Origin of the sequence: Streptomyces sp. NPDC101152 (assembly GCF_044768275.1) — a bacterium.
In the GTDB taxonomy this organism is placed as follows: domain Bacteria; phylum Actinomycetota; class Actinomycetes; order Streptomycetales; family Streptomycetaceae; genus Streptomyces.
Genome location: NZ_JBIWPO010000068.1, coordinates 17,159 through 31,001, shown reverse-complemented (window position 1 = coordinate 31,001; position 13,843 = coordinate 17,159). Strand labels below are relative to the sequence as shown.

Sequence of the window (13,843 nt, the reverse complement as noted above, 5' to 3'; positions counted from 1 at the left end):
TCCACTGGCACTTCACCACCGACGACGCACGCGTGAAACTACGCCACCTCTACCCAACCACACAGCGAAAATAAGCCGCAACAAGCTACTAGTCGCGCGACCGAGGGGCTGGGGGGGTGCTGGATGGCTGTACCGGCCGGGGTGGAGTCTGGAGAGGCTGTCCCTAGTGGGGGGCCTCAGTCGCTATGGGCGACCGGCTCGGGGTCGGCGTCGAGCGCATCGAGCACTGCGTCGCCGTTCGACCTCGCCCACTCGGTCAGCATGTGGATGGGATCGATCAGTGTCGCCCCGAGCGGGGTGAGCTCGTACTCGACGCGGGGTGGCACCTCGGCGTAGGCGTGGCGGCGGATGAGTCCATGTGCCTCGAGCCGGCGGAGCGTCTGGGTGAGCATCTTGCGGGAGATGCCGCCGATCAGCTCGATCAGCTGGCCATGGCGCACCGGGCCCCTGCTGAGGCCGTAGAGCACGACCACCGTCCACTTGTCGGCGATCAGCTCGACCGCAAGACGCGCCGGGCAGTCGGCGAGAAAGGAATCCCCGGGACCGAAACCGCTCATGAGCTAAAGGTACCTGCGCCGAAGGTACCTGCTGGTTCCTATCACATTCATAGCCTGGGTTCTCTCCCTTCCAAAGCCAGGAGAGTCATGCGAGTCATCACCCAGCAGACGCTCGGCGGTCCCGAGGTGCTCACCATCGTGGACGCGCCCGAGCCCCAGCCCCTTCCGACCGAGGTTCTCGTCCGCGTCAAGGCGATCGGGCTGAACCCGCTGGAGGCGCGCCTGCGCGCCGGCGAGTTCCCGCTGATCGGCCAGCCGCCGTTCATTCTGGGCTGGGACATCAGCGGCGTGGTCGAGGATGCACCGGGGACGTGGCGGTTGAGGCCCGGCGACGAGGTGTTCGGGATGCCGCTGTTCCCGCGGGCGGCGAGCGCGTACGCCGAACTCGTGTCGGCGCCGGCGCTGCACCTGGCACGCAAGCCGGCGTCGCTCTCGCACGTCGAGGCGGCGGCGCTGCCGGTCGTCGGGCTGACGGCGTGGCAGGGCCTCGTCGACCTCGGCGGTGTGCGGGAGGGCGACCGCGTCCTGGTCCACGGCGGTGGCGGCGGGGTCGGCCACGTCGCGATCCAGATCGCGAAAGCGCTCGGCGCGCACGTGATCACCACCGCCAGCGGAAGCAAGCGGAAGTTCGTCGAGGGGTTCGGCGCCGACGAGGTGATCGACTACACGGCGGTCGACTTCACCGAGGCGGTCCGCGACGTCGACGTCGTGCTCGACACGATCGGCGGCGACACCGTCGAGCGGTCGCTCGAAGTGCTCCGCCCGGGCGGTCACCTGGTGACGGCGGTCGCCGAGGAGGATTCGGAGCTCATCGCCAGGTACGAGGCGGCCGGCATGCGCTTCAGCGGCATCGCGGTCGAACCCGATCCGGTCGCCCTGCGAGGTCTCGTCGAACTCGTCGAACAGAGCAGGCTCCGGGTCCACGTGCAGGAGACGTTCCCGTTCGAGCGCGTCGCCGACGCGCACCGGCTGCTCGACGGCGGTCACCTCCAGGGCAAGCTCGTCCTCACCGTCTGATCCCGTTGTGGGGCCTCGCCTAAGGCGAGGCCCCCTGAGGTGTCCTCTGAGTCCCCACGGGCCGGCTCCGGTCTTTCGCCTCAACGAACCGAGTCGACCTGTCTCATCCAACTCAGTCCACGCAGGTCACCGTCATGCGGACGCCCCCAACCCCTACGCCGTTGAGTCATCCGGTCTCGCGTATTGGCCTTGGCGTAGTGCCGCGTCAGGCAGCATTCCCCCGCCCCACGTCTTGTGATGCAGGTGGGGCTGCGGTCAGTCGGTTGGTGATGTCTTCGGCGCTCAGAACGAGGGGAGGCCGGTGCGGGAAGTTGGCAGCCTCAGCATGGTTGAGGCTGGGCATGGACCGGTCCGTCGAGGCGCAGGCCGCCCGTCTTACAGGCGACCTCCGCTACGTCATCGCTTCGGGCGTACGGTCATGGAGAACCCGGCGTCGAGGAGCTCGGCGGTGACCGCGGCGACGTCTTCCGCCGAGTCTCGACCGGGCTGGAAGGTCCGCGCTGCCGGCTGGCGCCGGCGTCTCCTTGGGCTCGGCGGACGGCTTGCGCCCGCGGGGCTTGCTCGGCTCCCGCTCCCCCGCCCGGATCGGGTCGATGCCGTCCTGCACCGTGGCGCGGCCCCGTTGTTCGGCGTCCGCCAGGACGGTGTCCAGCAGCCAGAGCGGCGACCCGGAGATCATGGCGCCCTCGACCACGCAGCTTCGGCGGACCCTCCACTGGTACACGTCCATGTACTTCTTGCCGAAGATCCAGGGGATCTCCTTGAAGCCGACGATGTCGGGAAGTTCCGCCGCATCGTGGACCTCGTACCCGCCGTCGATGCCGGCCCTGTACTCCTTCAGCCTGCCCGGCAGGTACTCCCGCGTGCCGCCCGAGGCGGGGCCGAGCACGGTCGGCAGCAACCAGTACGGATTACCGGAGATCACGACGTCCGGTTCACCCAGCACACCGCGGGTCTTCCACAGCTGGGAGGTCTGTCGCTCCACTCCGTAGAGAAACGCGATCTCCGCGTGGCCCAGGAGGTACGGGAACCCCTGCTGGAGGCAGCGTGGCTGTATCAGGCGGATCAGGTGTGTCCGGAAGGCCTGCCGATGACCGCTGCCCAGGCGCTCGCAATGGGAATGGACACGCCAGCCCTGTGCGAACTTGCCGCATGCCGCGTCATGCGGACCCCCGGGACATCCGCGACACGTTGGAGCAGGTTCGTCGGATACGGAGGTCGAGACCGCTGCGGAGCAAGCATTCGTGGCGCTCCTCCCGCCTTGCTCGTGCTGCACCGAGTACACGCTGGGGCTCGACGAAACGGCATGGAAAGCACAACTGCAGGTAGCGGCCTGTGCCTTGGTCTCACAGTCCACTGTCGAGCCGACCTTCTGACGCACAGGGTCACAAGGCGTTCTGGCGCAACATCTGGGGTCGCGATCGAGGAAGGTCACTGAAGCAGGATCATCTTCGTGGGGGTCCGTGAGCGTCAACACCGGATGGTCGGTGGGCCAGTTCAGCGAGGTAGGCGTACCTGAACGACTGACCCGGTGTTTCCGGCGTCCACCCGGCGCGTCAGGAGCCGGTTGCGAAGAGTTCACCGCGGTCCCGGGCGGGCCGGAGGGTCTTCTGACAGCCCGGAAACCGTCTCCTCACGTTCCGGCAAGACGGCGGCCCGACGCTGGCACCATGACCGACACCATCTCCGGCACGCCGTCCGGGGCCACTTCCCCGACCCTCTTCGAGCAGCTCGGAGGAGAGGACGCCGTAGGGGCAGTCGTCGACATCTTCTACGACAAAGTCCTCGGCGATCCCGACCTTCAGCCGTTCTTCACCGGAGTGGACCTGGACCGTCTCAAGCAGCACCAGCGGCGCTTCATCGGCCAGGCCCTCGGCGCCACCCGCCCCTACTCCGGCCGTTCCATGGGCAAGGCCCACGAACACCTGGCCATCACGGACGGCGCCTTCGGCAAGGTCGTCGACCACCTGGCCGGCGCGCTCACGGAGGCCGGGGTGGACGAGGCGACCATCAGCACGATCGCCCAGGCCCTGCTGCCGCTCAAGGCGGACATCGTCACCGCCTGACGCTCATCCCGGTCGGCAGGCGCGGTCACCGGGCTCCGGACCAGGCGCCGCGGACCATGGCACGGGTGCCGTCCGCGTACAGCAAGACCCTGTTCAGGTGATTGTGGCCGCGCGGGGGCATGAGGGCAGACACCTCGCGATGCCAACGCGTCAAGCTGCGGCGACGAGTTCGATGGGGAACGCGGCGTGTGGCGGTGCTGCAGGCAGCGGTAGAGCTGTCCGATCATGCGGTTGAAGAGCTTGCGCTGGGCGTCGGCATGCCCGTCGCCGTGCTCGCGTCGTCGCCGGTAGTGGGCGTTGGCTCCGGCGGGTGCCCGGCACAGTCACACACAACGCTCCACTCACGGCAGTCGGTTCTGGCGGGGAGCCAGGATGCGGTGCCGGAGCGACCGAGGAGGGAACCGACGGCACCCTTCACGACGGCCAGGGCCGGCCGGGAGCGCGGCGATGGCCGCGGACTGCAGCGTGGACAGGTCGACGAGGTCGCTCGTGCCCGATGCGACGAGGAGGCCGAGGAAGGCCTCGATGTGGCTCAGGACGGTGCGCTCGGCGATGTCGGCGAGGAGCCTCGGGGCGCTGCTGGTCGTGGACACGGGGTTGTTGTTCTCTCGGGGCGGGGGCGGGATTACGGCTTGGGGACGTGGAGCTTGGCCCAGCTGCGGACTGCGCCCACTCCCGCAGCAGCGCCTCCCGCTCCATCGCCCCGACGATGCCGTCCTCGGCTCCCTCGACCACGATCTTCTGGGACTCGCCGAGCAGGTGCGAGAGAGTCTGGTCGACGATCAGGGACGCATCGCCGTACTCCCGGCGGTCGTCGCCGCCCTCGCCGAGCAGGGCGGCGGCCTGGTTGTGATCGTAGGCGGCCAGCACGGTGCAGGCCGCCAGGCGCCGGCGTTCCGAGTCCGGCAGCCACGATGCGGCCATGGGGCCCGGCAGGCGCGTCGGCCGCCCATCGGCCGCGGACTGGAACGCCGGCTTGTACGCGAGCGCTCCCCAGGTGTCGATGACGAGCTGCCGCCAGTGCCGCATGGGTCAACTCCAGGTGCGCTCTTCCAGGTTCAAGGGCGGCGCACCCTACGGGACGACCGTCTTTGCTCACGCTTGACTGGTGCGTCGCCTCGCACATAACCGCCCTCCCTACTGTCGTGAGGGTTGGCATGCGCACAGAGTGAACTACGGGGGTGGGGTGGCATGTCGGACCTGAAGAAGCAGGCCACGTACACGCCAGCGACGCCCCTTGCGGTATTTCGGCGACCGCCTCGGCGTTCGAGGCCATGACCTTGTCCACCTTGTTCATGCCTTTCTCCGGTGCCGGACGGGGTGTCCGTCACCGGAGCGGTGCCAGAGCTCACCGCACGGTGGTCATAGCCTGCGGCGGGCAGGTGGCAGGGGCACCGGGGCGACGCTTTCGACGACGGTGTTGCTGGTGGTGCCGATGCCCTCGACTGTCATGGTGACGCTGTCGCCGGGGACGAGGGGCGGTGGTTCGAGGATGCCGTTGCGGCCCCAGAGTTCGGCCAGGCAGCCGCCGTTGCCGCAGGTTCCGGAGCCCAGGACGTCGCCGGGGCGGATCCAGGTGCCGCGGGAGGCGTAGGCGGCCATCTCCTCGAACGTCCAGGCCATGTTCGCCAGTCGGTCCTGGCCGACCGTCTCGCCGTTGACGGCGACGGTGAGGGCGAGGTCGAGGAAGCCCTCCGCGTCGCGGTGGGGTTCCAATTCGTCTGCTGTCACCAGCCAGGGGCCGAGGGTGGTGGAGGTGTCCTTGCCCTTGGCCGGGCCGAGTTTGACCCTCATTTCGCGGCCCTGGAGGTCACGGGCGGACCAGTCGCCCAGGATCGTGTAGCCGAGGATGTGCTCGCGTGCCTGCTCGGGCGTCAGATCCCGGCCCGCCTTGCCGATGACGGCGGCGACTTCGAGTTCGAAGTCGAAGCGCCCGCAGCCCGGCGGTACCGGCACGTCGTCGTGGGCACCGATCACCGCGTAGGGGTTGGTGAAGTAGAACGCAGGTGCGGCGTACCACTCCTCGGGGACGGTGTCGCCGTATCCCCGTGCGACGCCCGCGACATGGCTCTCGAAGGTCATGTAGTCGCGAACGGTGGGCGGCTGCAGCGGAGGCAGCAGCCGCGCGTCGGCCAGGGGCACGGGCAGGGAGGCGGTCAGGGCGCGTTCTCCCGCCCCGCGCAGAGCCTCCTCGCCTTCCACGATCAGGTCCAGGAGGTCGACGGGGTGTTCGAAGGGGTGGAGCTGGTCGTCGGCGACGATTCCCGACTGCCGTTTCCCGTCGTGGACGAAGCTTGCGAACTTCACGCCGTGCTCCCCTCCGCCTCGGCCGGCGCGGTGCCGCTGTGTCGGAAGCCGACGAAGACGGCGGCGATCACAGCGGCGGCCACACAGGCCGCGGCGGTGAGGAGCAGCCCGTTGTTGTAGCCGTTTGCCAGCGCGTGCTCGGTGAGCGGGGCAAGCTTGGCACTGAGCGGGCCCAGGTTGGCGCTGTGCAGGGCGAGCGGGCCGCCCTCGTGCAGGACGGCGGAGGCGATGCCGTGCTCCTTGGGGGTAAGGCCCGCGTCGGCGAGGCTGCCGGTGAGCTGACTCGCGGCCATCCCGAGGGCGACGGCGCCGACGATGGCCGGGCCGAGGGTCTGGCCGAGGTCGCGGACCAGGCTGGTGGTGGCGCTGGCCATGCCGGTCAGGGTGGGCGGTACGACGTTGACGGCCGCGGCGGTGAGGGCGGCGACGACCAGACCGAAGCCGACACCGTTGAGCACCAGCGGCCCGAGCAGGGGCACCGGGCCGGTTTCGTGGATCGGCACCACCCGCAGCCACAGTTGGGCGCCGGCCAGCGAGACGAACCCGGTGACCAGCATGGGGCCGGGGCCGACGTGGTGCAGCAGGCGGACCAGCAACGGCCAGATGAACGGGGTGATGCCTTGGATGACCAGGAAGGGCACCGCGGTGTGGAAGGGGCTCTGGTGCTGGATGACGCCGAGGCGGATGCTCAGGTCGTACGCGCCTCCGAGGAAGCCGAACATGCCGATCACCGCCATCGCGGCCGACGCGGCGAAGGCCGGGATGCGGAACAGCTCCAGGCGCAGCATCGGGGCTGCGCTGCGCTGCTCCACCATCACGAACGCTGCGAGGAACACAGCACAGGCGACGAACGACGCGACGACGGGTGCCGAACTCCAGCCGTCGGAGGGGCCTTGGATGATGCCGTACAACAGGGTAAGCATGGCCACGGCGATGGTGATCTGCCCCGGCCAGTCGAGCGAGCGGCCTTCGGGGGCGCTGGACTCGGTGGCCAGCAGCCAGGCACCCACCGCGGTGATCACGGCGAGCATGCCGGTTACGCCGAACGCCCACTGGAAGGAGGCGTGTTCGACGAGGCTGCCGGACATCAGCGGGGCGATCAGGGCACCCAGCGACAGGGCCGTGGTCCAGGAGGCCAAGGCCTTGGCTCGCGCGGCCGGTGTCGGCGTGATGGCGGTGATCATCGACAGGGAGGCGGGGAAGAGCGCGGCTGCTCCGATGCCGGAGATCGCCTGACCGGTGATCAACTGCGCTGCGGAGTCGGAGGTGGCGGACACCAGGTAGCCGACGGCGGACAGCAGTGCCGCGCCGACCACCAGTTTCTTTCGGCCGTACAAGTCGCCCACGACGCCGAAGGTCAGCGCGAGGACGGCGGCGGGAACCAGGAAGGCGTCACTGATCCAGGTAAGTTCTCCGCCGGACGTCTGGAGGGTGCGCTGCATGACGCCGTTGATCGCGGCGGGCAGGACGAGCCCGATCTGGGCCAGGCAGACGGCCAGACAGCCGGCGATGATCGTGCCGGTGTGGCGTGCTGTAGCAGCCGGTGCGGCGTCGGACGACAGGGCGGCGGGTGGGTCGTAGGCAGGGGTGGAGACCATGTCTCCTCCTTGGAGGGTTGGCGGGACGTACGGCCCGAGGGATGGTGGGGAGCTGCGCGTACCGGAGGGGCGGTGCGCCGGTCGGCGGAGGGTGGGGCCTCGTCTGGGCAGGCGGAGAGCGTTATCAGACGCGGGGGCAGAGCTCGGCCATGCAGCCGAACAGCATGGGGCCGTCGAGCGGGGGCAGTGAGGGGTCGAGCTCCCGGTAGACGGTGTGCACGTTGACGGCCAGGCGTTCGCTCTCGTGCAGGTCCGCGAAGCGACCCAGGCGGATGTCGCGGGCCGCGTCCATGGCCGGCATTCCGGCGGTGAACCGGGCGGTGGCCTGCTCATGGACGTATTCGAGGTAGTCGCGGATCTCGCGGACGGCCTGTTTGATGGTGACGGGGCCGTGGCCGGGTACGACGATGTCGGCGTCGAGGCCCAGCAGCAGGTCGCAGGCGGCGAGCCAGCGCGAGAAGGGACCGTGCCAGACGACCGGCGCTGCTCCGGCGAAGACGATGTCGCCGGTGTAGACGGTCCGGGCCTGCGGCACGTGGACGATCGTGTCGCCGGCGCTGTGCGCGGGCCCCACGTCGATGAGGCGGACCTCCATCCCGCCGATGTCGAGGACGGTCTCGCCGTCGAAGACCCGGTTCGGGAGGACGGGGTCGATGTCGGTGTGGTCGAAGCGGCCGAAGATCCGGCGGGCGAAGTGTCCGGCCGGGCTGTCCATGCCGGTCAGCGCCCGCATCTCGGCGGGGCCCACCTGCCGCATGTCCGCCACGGACCCGCGGGCCGCGATGATCTCGGCGTGGGCCACGAGCTGGTTGCCGAACCAGTGGTCCCCATTGCCGTGGGTGTTGACCACGGTGGAGATCGGTGCGGTGACGGTCAGCGGCGCGAGCACGTTGAGCATGGTCTTGGTCAGCCGCAGGTCGTAGAGGGTGTCGACGAGCAGTGACGCGCCCCGGCCGGTGATCAGCCCGGCGTTGCTCATGCCCCATCCGGCATCGCCCGCGATCCAGGCGTAACAGCCGCGTCCGAGCTCGACACAGCCCGTCTGGGATGTCACGGAAGCCACGTTGCCTCCTTGTCAGCGTCCCGCGATCAGCAGAGCGAGACTTTCATCCACTGCTGGACTGGAGTCCAGCAGTGGCGAAGAATCTAGATAGATGCCAGGGAGGGGTCAAGAGCCGTGCGGCCTTGTGTTGTACTGGGGGCCATGAAGATCCGGGACTCGGCAGCCGCCTCCGAGGACGGCGCGGCCGTCGGGCGCCAGGAGCGCAGGCGCAGGAAGCTGCACGACCAGCTGTATGAGACGGCGGTCGGTCTCTTCGTCGCCCAGGGATACGAGGCGACCACCATGGAGCAGATCGCCGAGGCCGCCGACGTCGCCCGGGCCACCGTCTTCAACCACTTCACGCAGAAGGTCGGCTTCCTCGAGGAATGGGGAATCCGCCGCCGCGCCCGCGTCGCCGAGATTCTCGGCGCGGAGCACGCCGAGGACCTGCCGGTCGGCGACCGGCTGCGCCGCTACCTGAAGGAGATGGCCGACCTCAACGTCGCCTCCCGTTCAGAGACCACCGTCCTGATGGACGCCTCAGCGCGGTACGGGCACCTCCTGCAGGACCCGTCCCTGGACATCGAACTCGCCAGGATCGTCGAGCAAGGGCGGCAACGAGGGGAGATCAGGTCCGGCGTCGACCGCGACCAGGCCGGCCAACTGCTCGCCGCCTGCTACTTCTCGACGATCCTGCGCTGGATCCGCGAGGAACCGGCCCCCTTCGACCTGCACGAGCGCCTCGCCGGGGCGCTCGACATCATCCTGCTGGGCCTTCTTGCCGACGAGGCACATGCTGGGGAACCCTGACAGTTCCCCTCACCGCCGCCTTGAGGCAGAAGGCCGGTGGACTCGTCGATCAAGCAAGCTCGCAGAAATGATCACGTACGACCCCGGACATCTTGCCGGCCAACACAAATTGTGACGCCCTGTCAGCAGACCGAGCCAGCGCACCGCTCAACTTCGCAGACCCGCTTATCGTCCGTCACTCGGCCACCCAGCTACAGGGAGCCCGTAGCCCGAGCAGCCGAACGGGGTACGTCGGCAACTCTCGGCTTACGAGCCTTGAGGCACTGGGGGCGACTCCCTGGTGCGATCTGGGGCCGTTTTCTGTATCCTTCCCGGCCCTTGTCAGTCTTTTCCGATCCTTGTGTCCAACCTGTGTCCAGAACGCGTCCTGGAAGGACGAGTCCCGACTGAGTACGGAGACCATCGCCACTGCTCGCAAGGGGGTCTCGAACCCACGCGCAACGGAATGGCCTACCAACGAGATGATGCTCCACCCCTCACGCCGGGGTGGAGCATCATCCCTGACTTCAAGAAGCGAGTTTGCCCACCGGGCTGCGGGCAGGCCTGGGTCGCGGCGTTTCGATCGGATCAGCCGAGGACGTAGCTCTCGTCTCCGAAGTCAGCGACGATCTTCAACTTGCCGCCGAGCGCCTTGACGTAGGCGGCGAGGGTGTCGACCTCGCTGCGCTCCAGCTGGCCCTTCTCGATGCGCGAGACCCGGGCCTGGGTGACGCCCATGGCTTCGGCAACCTGGACCTGTGTGGTGTGCTGCCGCTTCCGCAACTCGGCGAGGCGGTGCACACGGGAGGCCAGGTCCATCGCCTGCGCCCCCTTCTGGATCTGGTCCTTCTCGGCGTCGGTGAAGGCGAAATCCTCAGTCAGGTCTCCCCAGGAGACGGCCTGCGGGTCCTTGAGGTGATCAGTCATCGCGCCCCGTCCTCTCCATCGATTCGCTTCAGATGCTCCGCGTATGCCTGCTCCGCCTGGGGCACCGCGACGCGGTGCCAGCCGGACCAATTGCCCGCCTTGTCACCGCCGACCAGGATCACGGCCTGCCGAGCCGGGTCGAACACGAACAGCAAGCGCACTTCCGTGGCCCCTGCCGAGCCGGGTCGAAGCTCCTTGAGGTTCGACAGCACCGAACCCTTGATCGTGTCCACCAAAGGCCTACCCAGCGCGGGACCTTCTTCCTGAAGGGCAGTGACAGCCTGGCTGACCTGAATCAGAGTGTCGCGGTCAGTGCGACGCAAGCCGTGAAGCCACGACAGAGCCGGCTCGACCACGACAACCCACGCGGATTGGCGTGCCCGCTCTGTCCGTCGAGGAAGATGACGTCACCCCCTACGTTGATCACGTTGAAGACGTGCGAGGCGCCGTTCGGGGAGAACCCCCAAACGATACCGCGGGCACCGTCGCCGCCGGCTCCGATGTCGCGCACGATGCCACTCAAAGTGGTGCGCAGGAAATTCCGGCCTCCGTGATCATCGGCGCAGCGCCCGCGCGAGCGCGTCGACGGTCACACCGACGATCGCCCGGAGTTGCTCCGGGCTCGACCCGGCCCTGCCCATCACCGCGAGAGAGTGGTTCACGGCCGCTACGTGTACGGCGAAGTCCTCGGCGTTCTCGTCGGACATTCCGCCGGCCTTCAGCGCGGTGCGCAGGCGCGGGCGCTGCAGGCCGAACAACTCTTTGACATGCTCTGCGACGCTCGGGCTCAGTGCCGGACTCGCCATGACCGACTGGGCCATCAGGCATCCGTCGGGCACGGCGGGGTCGGCGATGCGCCCCAGGGTGACGTCGAAGAACGCACGGACGGCGGCGACGGGGTCCTCGGCCGCGCACGAGAGGGCGGCGTCGAACTTGTCGCCGTAGCGCGAGGCGTAGCGATCCAGGCAGCGAAGGAAGAGCGCGTCCTTGTCGCCGAGCGAGGAGTAGATCGAGCTGCGGTTCAGGCCGGTCGCCCGGGACAGGTCGTCGAGCGAGGTGTCGGCGTAGCCGGAGCGCCAGAACTGGATCATCGCGGCGTCGAGCACCGCGTCCATGTCGAACTGCTTCTTGCCTGCCATGCGGCCCATCCTCCCATCTTGGACTGATCAGTTCAAGACGTGCTAGCGTCGAAGCACGGTCCACCCGCCTCGATGGAGGATTCCCATGACCAACCCCGTCCCCGCCCTGCCCCTGCATGACCTGGCCGGATTCACGCATCGCTGGGTCGACGCCGACGGCGTCCGCCTGCACGCCGTCGAAGGCGGTCGGCCGGACGGACCGGCCGTCGTCCTGCTCACCGGGTTCCCGCAGACGTGGTGGGCTTGGCGAAAGGTCATGCCTGCTCTGACCGATCGGTTCCGGGTCATAGCGATCGACCGGCCGGGCCAAGGCAATTCCGAGCATCCGGAGCTCAGCTACGACACGCACACGGTCGCCGCGCACATCCAGGCCGCCGTGAACGCTCTCGGCGTGCAGGACTACTGGCTCGCCGGGCACGACATCGGCGCCTGGGTCGCCTTCTCCCTCGCCCTGAACTACGAGAGCCGACTGCACGGAGTCGCGCTGCTCGACGCCGGAATTCCCGGTATCACCATGCCGGAAGCAATCCCTCTCGACTCGACTTTGGCGTTCAAGACCTGGCACTTCGCGTTCCACGTGGTGCCCGGTCTTCCCGAGACGCTGATAGCCGGCCGCGAACGGGAGTACATCAGCTGGTTCCTGAAGACCAAGTCCCTCGCGCCCGACGCGTTCGAGGAAGCAGAGCTCGACCACTACGGCGCGGCCCTCGCCGTCGATGGCGGCCTGCGCGCTAGCCTCGCCTACTACCGCGACGCCGCCGACTCCGCGCGCAAGAACCGCGCGGCACTCGAGCAACGGCGATTGACCGCGCCCGTCCTCGGAATCTCCAGCAGCCACGGCTCGATCCCGGATATGGCGACCTCCATCAGCCCGTGGGCCGAAAACGTGACCGGCGTCATCGTGCCCGACGCCGGTCACTACATCCCCGAGGAGCAGCCCGAGGCAGTCGCCGCCGCCCTCACCGACTTCTTCAGCGGCTGTTAGTGCTCTCGCAGGAGGGCGATCCCCATTGCCGTCGGGGGCCCGTCAGTTACGGGCCCGCCCCGCGCGCCTACGGACGTGCCGTGAACCACCCGTCGCACCGCTTGTGCAGCCAGCCCCGAGCGGCGGGCTTGGTCATCTTCGCCCGCAAAAGGTTCCAACTTGCCGTGTACCGAGGCGTCCAGCCCCAACCGCTCGCCGACCGCCCTGACCTGCACCGCGCCGTCCGCCTCCCGCACGATCGCCTGGATCTTGCGGTAGTCGCCGGGCAGCCCGCCCTCATCGGCCGCGTCGGCTCGGTGCGAGATGAGGCAGGACCGCCCGCCCGGCCACCTTCGCCGATGCCGGAGCGACAGCCCGGCATCGACCCGGGCCTGCTCGGCCAGGCGGTTCAACACTCCGCTCCGCGATCGCCAGTTCGTGCCGCTCGGCCTGCCTCCTGGAGTTGCTTGCCCAACTCCTCGGCAAGAGCATCCAGTTCGCTCTGGCGGGCGGTGATCCGCCGCCGCTCCTGCATCCCTGCGCCTTCCGCGTTCTCACCGTGTGCCGACCTGCTGACGGATCGTAGGTAGGGGCCGGTCGTGGGCACAGCCGAGTATCATCCCGCCAGAACCGGACCTGCCCGATGATCTACACCATGGTCATCGGCCGCCGACCGCCACGAGTACCCAACTCGCCATTCACGCCAGACCCGTGACGTGAGACTTCACGATGCACACCGCTCAAGGGCGAATCGAGCAAACCATCCGCAGCGACGCATACACGCGCAATCAGTTTATCTCGCTGACTGAGAACGCATCAGCCCTGGGGCTTCACTAGCCACGATGCGGCCATGGGGCCCGGCAGGCGCGTCGGCCGCCCATCGGCCGCGGACTGGAACGCCGGCTTGTACGCGAGCGCTCCCCAGGTGTCGATGACGAGCTGCCGCCAGTGCCGCATGGGTCAACTCCCTTGCCTGCCCCGCCGCTCAAGAACGGCACAGCCTAAGCGAAAGATGGCGATCTTCGCCATTGCTTGACTGGTGCCTTACCTTCCCTATGACCGACCTCACTACGGTCATCGAATTGCCATGTGCACAGAGTGAAGTACGGGGGTGAGGTGGCATGTCGGACCTGAAGAAGCAGGCCACGTCCATGCACAAGGCCGCGGCCGGACTGCGGGCCGTGGGGCACCGCACGGCGAAGCCGTTGCAGGAGTTCAAGGCGCAGTCGCACGACCTGAGCGCGCTGGGCGCGCTGGGGTCCCTGCTCAGTGCGACCAGTGAGATACGCGAGGGCATGACCACCCTGACCAAACTGACCAGGCAGCTGGAAGAGGAGTGGGAGGCGGAGGCCAAGCTGATAGGCGAGGTCTCCGACGCCTTCGACCTGCTCGACGTGCTCATCGCGGCCAAGGCCCAGGCGGAGAAGGGCTGAGCGG

The 13,843-nt window shown here is 68.5% G+C and carries 16 protein-coding genes; 5 read left to right on the top strand and 11 right to left on the bottom strand.

Features of this window, described 5'->3' with window-relative positions:
• Nucleotides 1-176 precede the first annotated feature (176 nt).
• Nucleotides 177-557, bottom strand: coding sequence for a winged helix-turn-helix transcriptional regulator (locus ACIRVK_RS41400; protein WP_404256643.1), 381 nt, complete (start codon nucleotides 555-557; stop codon nucleotides 177-179).
• A gap of 87 nt (nucleotides 558-644) precedes the next feature.
• Between ACIRVK_RS41400 and ACIRVK_RS41395 the strand changes: the two genes are divergently transcribed.
• Nucleotides 645-1,574, top strand: a complete 930-nt coding sequence (locus ACIRVK_RS41395) for an NADP-dependent oxidoreductase (RefSeq protein ID WP_404256641.1) — start codon at nucleotides 645-647, stop codon at nucleotides 1,572-1,574.
• A 391-nt stretch (nucleotides 1,575-1,965) separates the two neighbouring features.
• On the opposite strand, the gene ACIRVK_RS41390 is transcribed toward ACIRVK_RS41395, so the two are convergent.
• On the bottom strand, nucleotides 1,966-2,559 hold the full coding sequence (locus ACIRVK_RS41390; RefSeq protein ID WP_404256639.1) for a hypothetical protein: 594 nt from the start codon (nucleotides 2,557-2,559) through the stop codon (nucleotides 1,966-1,968).
• A 685-nt stretch (nucleotides 2,560-3,244) separates the two neighbouring features.
• On the opposite strand from ACIRVK_RS41390, the gene ACIRVK_RS41385 reads away from it, so the two are divergent.
• Nucleotides 3,245-3,640 (top strand): group 1 truncated hemoglobin, encoded by a 396-nt coding sequence (locus ACIRVK_RS41385; RefSeq protein ID WP_404256637.1) that lies wholly within the window; start codon nucleotides 3,245-3,247, stop codon nucleotides 3,638-3,640.
• Between the two features lie 414 nt (nucleotides 3,641-4,054).
• On the opposite strand, the gene ACIRVK_RS41380 is transcribed toward ACIRVK_RS41385, so the two are convergent.
• From ACIRVK_RS41380 to ACIRVK_RS41365, 4 genes are all read right to left on the bottom strand, one after another.
• Nucleotides 4,055-4,669 carry a hypothetical protein gene (locus ACIRVK_RS41380; RefSeq protein ID WP_404256635.1) on the bottom strand — a complete coding sequence of 205 codons (615 nt, stop codon included), beginning with the start codon at nucleotides 4,667-4,669 and terminating at the stop codon, nucleotides 4,055-4,057.
• Nucleotides 4,670-5,002: 333 nt separating this feature from the next.
• Complete coding sequence (locus ACIRVK_RS41375) at nucleotides 5,003-5,947, bottom strand: fumarylacetoacetate hydrolase family protein (RefSeq protein WP_404256633.1); 945 nt, start codon at nucleotides 5,945-5,947, stop codon at nucleotides 5,003-5,005.
• The gene (locus ACIRVK_RS41370) at nucleotides 5,944-7,545 is read right to left on the bottom strand and encodes an MFS transporter (protein WP_404256631.1); all 1,602 of its coding nucleotides are present in this window, start codon (nucleotides 7,543-7,545) and stop codon (nucleotides 5,944-5,946) included. Before ACIRVK_RS41370 ends, ACIRVK_RS41375 begins: the two co-directional genes overlap by 4 nt.
• A gap of 124 nt (nucleotides 7,546-7,669) precedes the next feature.
• A complete protein-coding gene (locus ACIRVK_RS41365) occupies nucleotides 7,670-8,608 on the bottom strand; it encodes an MBL fold metallo-hydrolase (RefSeq protein WP_404256629.1) in 939 nt (312 codons plus the stop codon).
• 141 nt (nucleotides 8,609-8,749) lie between these two features.
• Here ACIRVK_RS41365 and ACIRVK_RS41360 point away from each other — a divergent pair, with 141 nt between their 5' ends.
• Nucleotides 8,750-9,397, top strand: coding sequence for a TetR/AcrR family transcriptional regulator (locus ACIRVK_RS41360; protein WP_404256627.1), 648 nt, complete (start codon nucleotides 8,750-8,752; stop codon nucleotides 9,395-9,397).
• A 567-nt stretch (nucleotides 9,398-9,964) separates the two neighbouring features.
• Here ACIRVK_RS41360 and ACIRVK_RS41355 read toward each other — a convergent pair.
• From ACIRVK_RS41355 to ACIRVK_RS41340, 4 genes are read right to left on the bottom strand one after another with little or no spacing between them, the layout of a single operon-like run.
• The gene (locus ACIRVK_RS41355) at nucleotides 9,965-10,303 is read right to left on the bottom strand and encodes an XRE family transcriptional regulator (RefSeq protein WP_404256624.1); all 339 of its coding nucleotides are present in this window, start codon (nucleotides 10,301-10,303) and stop codon (nucleotides 9,965-9,967) included.
• Nucleotides 10,300-10,659 (bottom strand): type II toxin-antitoxin system RelE/ParE family toxin, encoded by a 360-nt coding sequence (locus tag ACIRVK_RS41350; RefSeq protein WP_404256622.1) that lies wholly within the window; start codon nucleotides 10,657-10,659, stop codon nucleotides 10,300-10,302. The genes ACIRVK_RS41355 and ACIRVK_RS41350 overlap by 4 nt, the downstream gene beginning before the upstream one ends.
• Entirely contained in the window at nucleotides 10,599-10,814 is a 216-nt protein-coding gene (locus tag ACIRVK_RS41345) for a toxin glutamine deamidase domain-containing protein (protein ID WP_404256620.1), read from the bottom strand. The genes ACIRVK_RS41350 and ACIRVK_RS41345 overlap by 61 nt, the downstream gene beginning before the upstream one ends.
• Before the next feature lie 43 nt (nucleotides 10,815-10,857).
• A complete protein-coding gene (locus ACIRVK_RS41340) occupies nucleotides 10,858-11,442 on the bottom strand; it encodes a TetR/AcrR family transcriptional regulator (protein ID WP_404256618.1) in 585 nt (194 codons plus the stop codon).
• A gap of 85 nt (nucleotides 11,443-11,527) precedes the next feature.
• On the opposite strand from ACIRVK_RS41340, the gene ACIRVK_RS41335 reads away from it, so the two are divergent.
• Nucleotides 11,528-12,427, top strand: coding sequence for an alpha/beta fold hydrolase (locus tag ACIRVK_RS41335; RefSeq protein WP_404256616.1), 900 nt, complete (start codon nucleotides 11,528-11,530; stop codon nucleotides 12,425-12,427).
• Here the strand turns inward: ACIRVK_RS41335 and ACIRVK_RS41330 are convergent.
• Entirely contained in the window at nucleotides 12,424-12,819 is a 396-nt protein-coding gene (locus ACIRVK_RS41330; RefSeq protein WP_404256614.1) for a hypothetical protein, read from the bottom strand. The two genes, ACIRVK_RS41335 and ACIRVK_RS41330, sit on opposite strands and share 4 nt — an antisense overlap.
• Before the next feature lie 708 nt (nucleotides 12,820-13,527).
• Between ACIRVK_RS41330 and ACIRVK_RS41325 the strand changes: the two genes are divergently transcribed.
• Nucleotides 13,528-13,839 carry a hypothetical protein gene (locus tag ACIRVK_RS41325; protein ID WP_404256612.1) on the top strand — a complete coding sequence of 104 codons (312 nt, stop codon included), beginning with the start codon at nucleotides 13,528-13,530 and terminating at the stop codon, nucleotides 13,837-13,839.
• Nucleotides 13,840-13,843: the final 4 nt, after the last annotated feature.

Bases quoted from the DNA above. Each gene is read 5' to 3' on its own strand.
- ACIRVK_RS41340 (WP_404256618.1), bottom strand. From the start codon at position 11,442: ATGGCAGGCAAGAAGCAGTTCGACATGGACGCGGTGCTCGACGCCGCG.
- ACIRVK_RS41395 (WP_404256641.1), top strand. From the start codon at position 645: ATGCGAGTCATCACCCAGCAGACGCTCGGCGGTCCCGAGGTGCTCACC.
- ACIRVK_RS41335 (WP_404256616.1), top strand. From the start codon at position 11,528: ATGACCAACCCCGTCCCCGCCCTGCCCCTGCATGACCTGGCCGGATTC.
- ACIRVK_RS41385 (WP_404256637.1), top strand. From the start codon at position 3,245: ATGACCGACACCATCTCCGGCACGCCGTCCGGGGCCACTTCCCCGACC.
- ACIRVK_RS41325 (WP_404256612.1), top strand. From the start codon at position 13,528: ATGTCGGACCTGAAGAAGCAGGCCACGTCCATGCACAAGGCCGCGGCC.
- ACIRVK_RS41400 (WP_404256643.1), bottom strand. From the start codon at position 557: ATGAGCGGTTTCGGTCCCGGGGATTCCTTTCTCGCCGACTGCCCGGCG.
- ACIRVK_RS41355 (WP_404256624.1), bottom strand. From the start codon at position 10,303: ATGACTGATCACCTCAAGGACCCGCAGGCCGTCTCCTGGGGAGACCTG.
- ACIRVK_RS41360 (WP_404256627.1), top strand. From the start codon at position 8,750: ATGAAGATCCGGGACTCGGCAGCCGCCTCCGAGGACGGCGCGGCCGTC.
- ACIRVK_RS41370 (WP_404256631.1), bottom strand. From the start codon at position 7,545: ATGGTCTCCACCCCTGCCTACGACCCACCCGCCGCCCTGTCGTCCGAC.
- ACIRVK_RS41380 (WP_404256635.1), bottom strand. From the start codon at position 4,669: ATGCGGCACTGGCGGCAGCTCGTCATCGACACCTGGGGAGCGCTCGCG.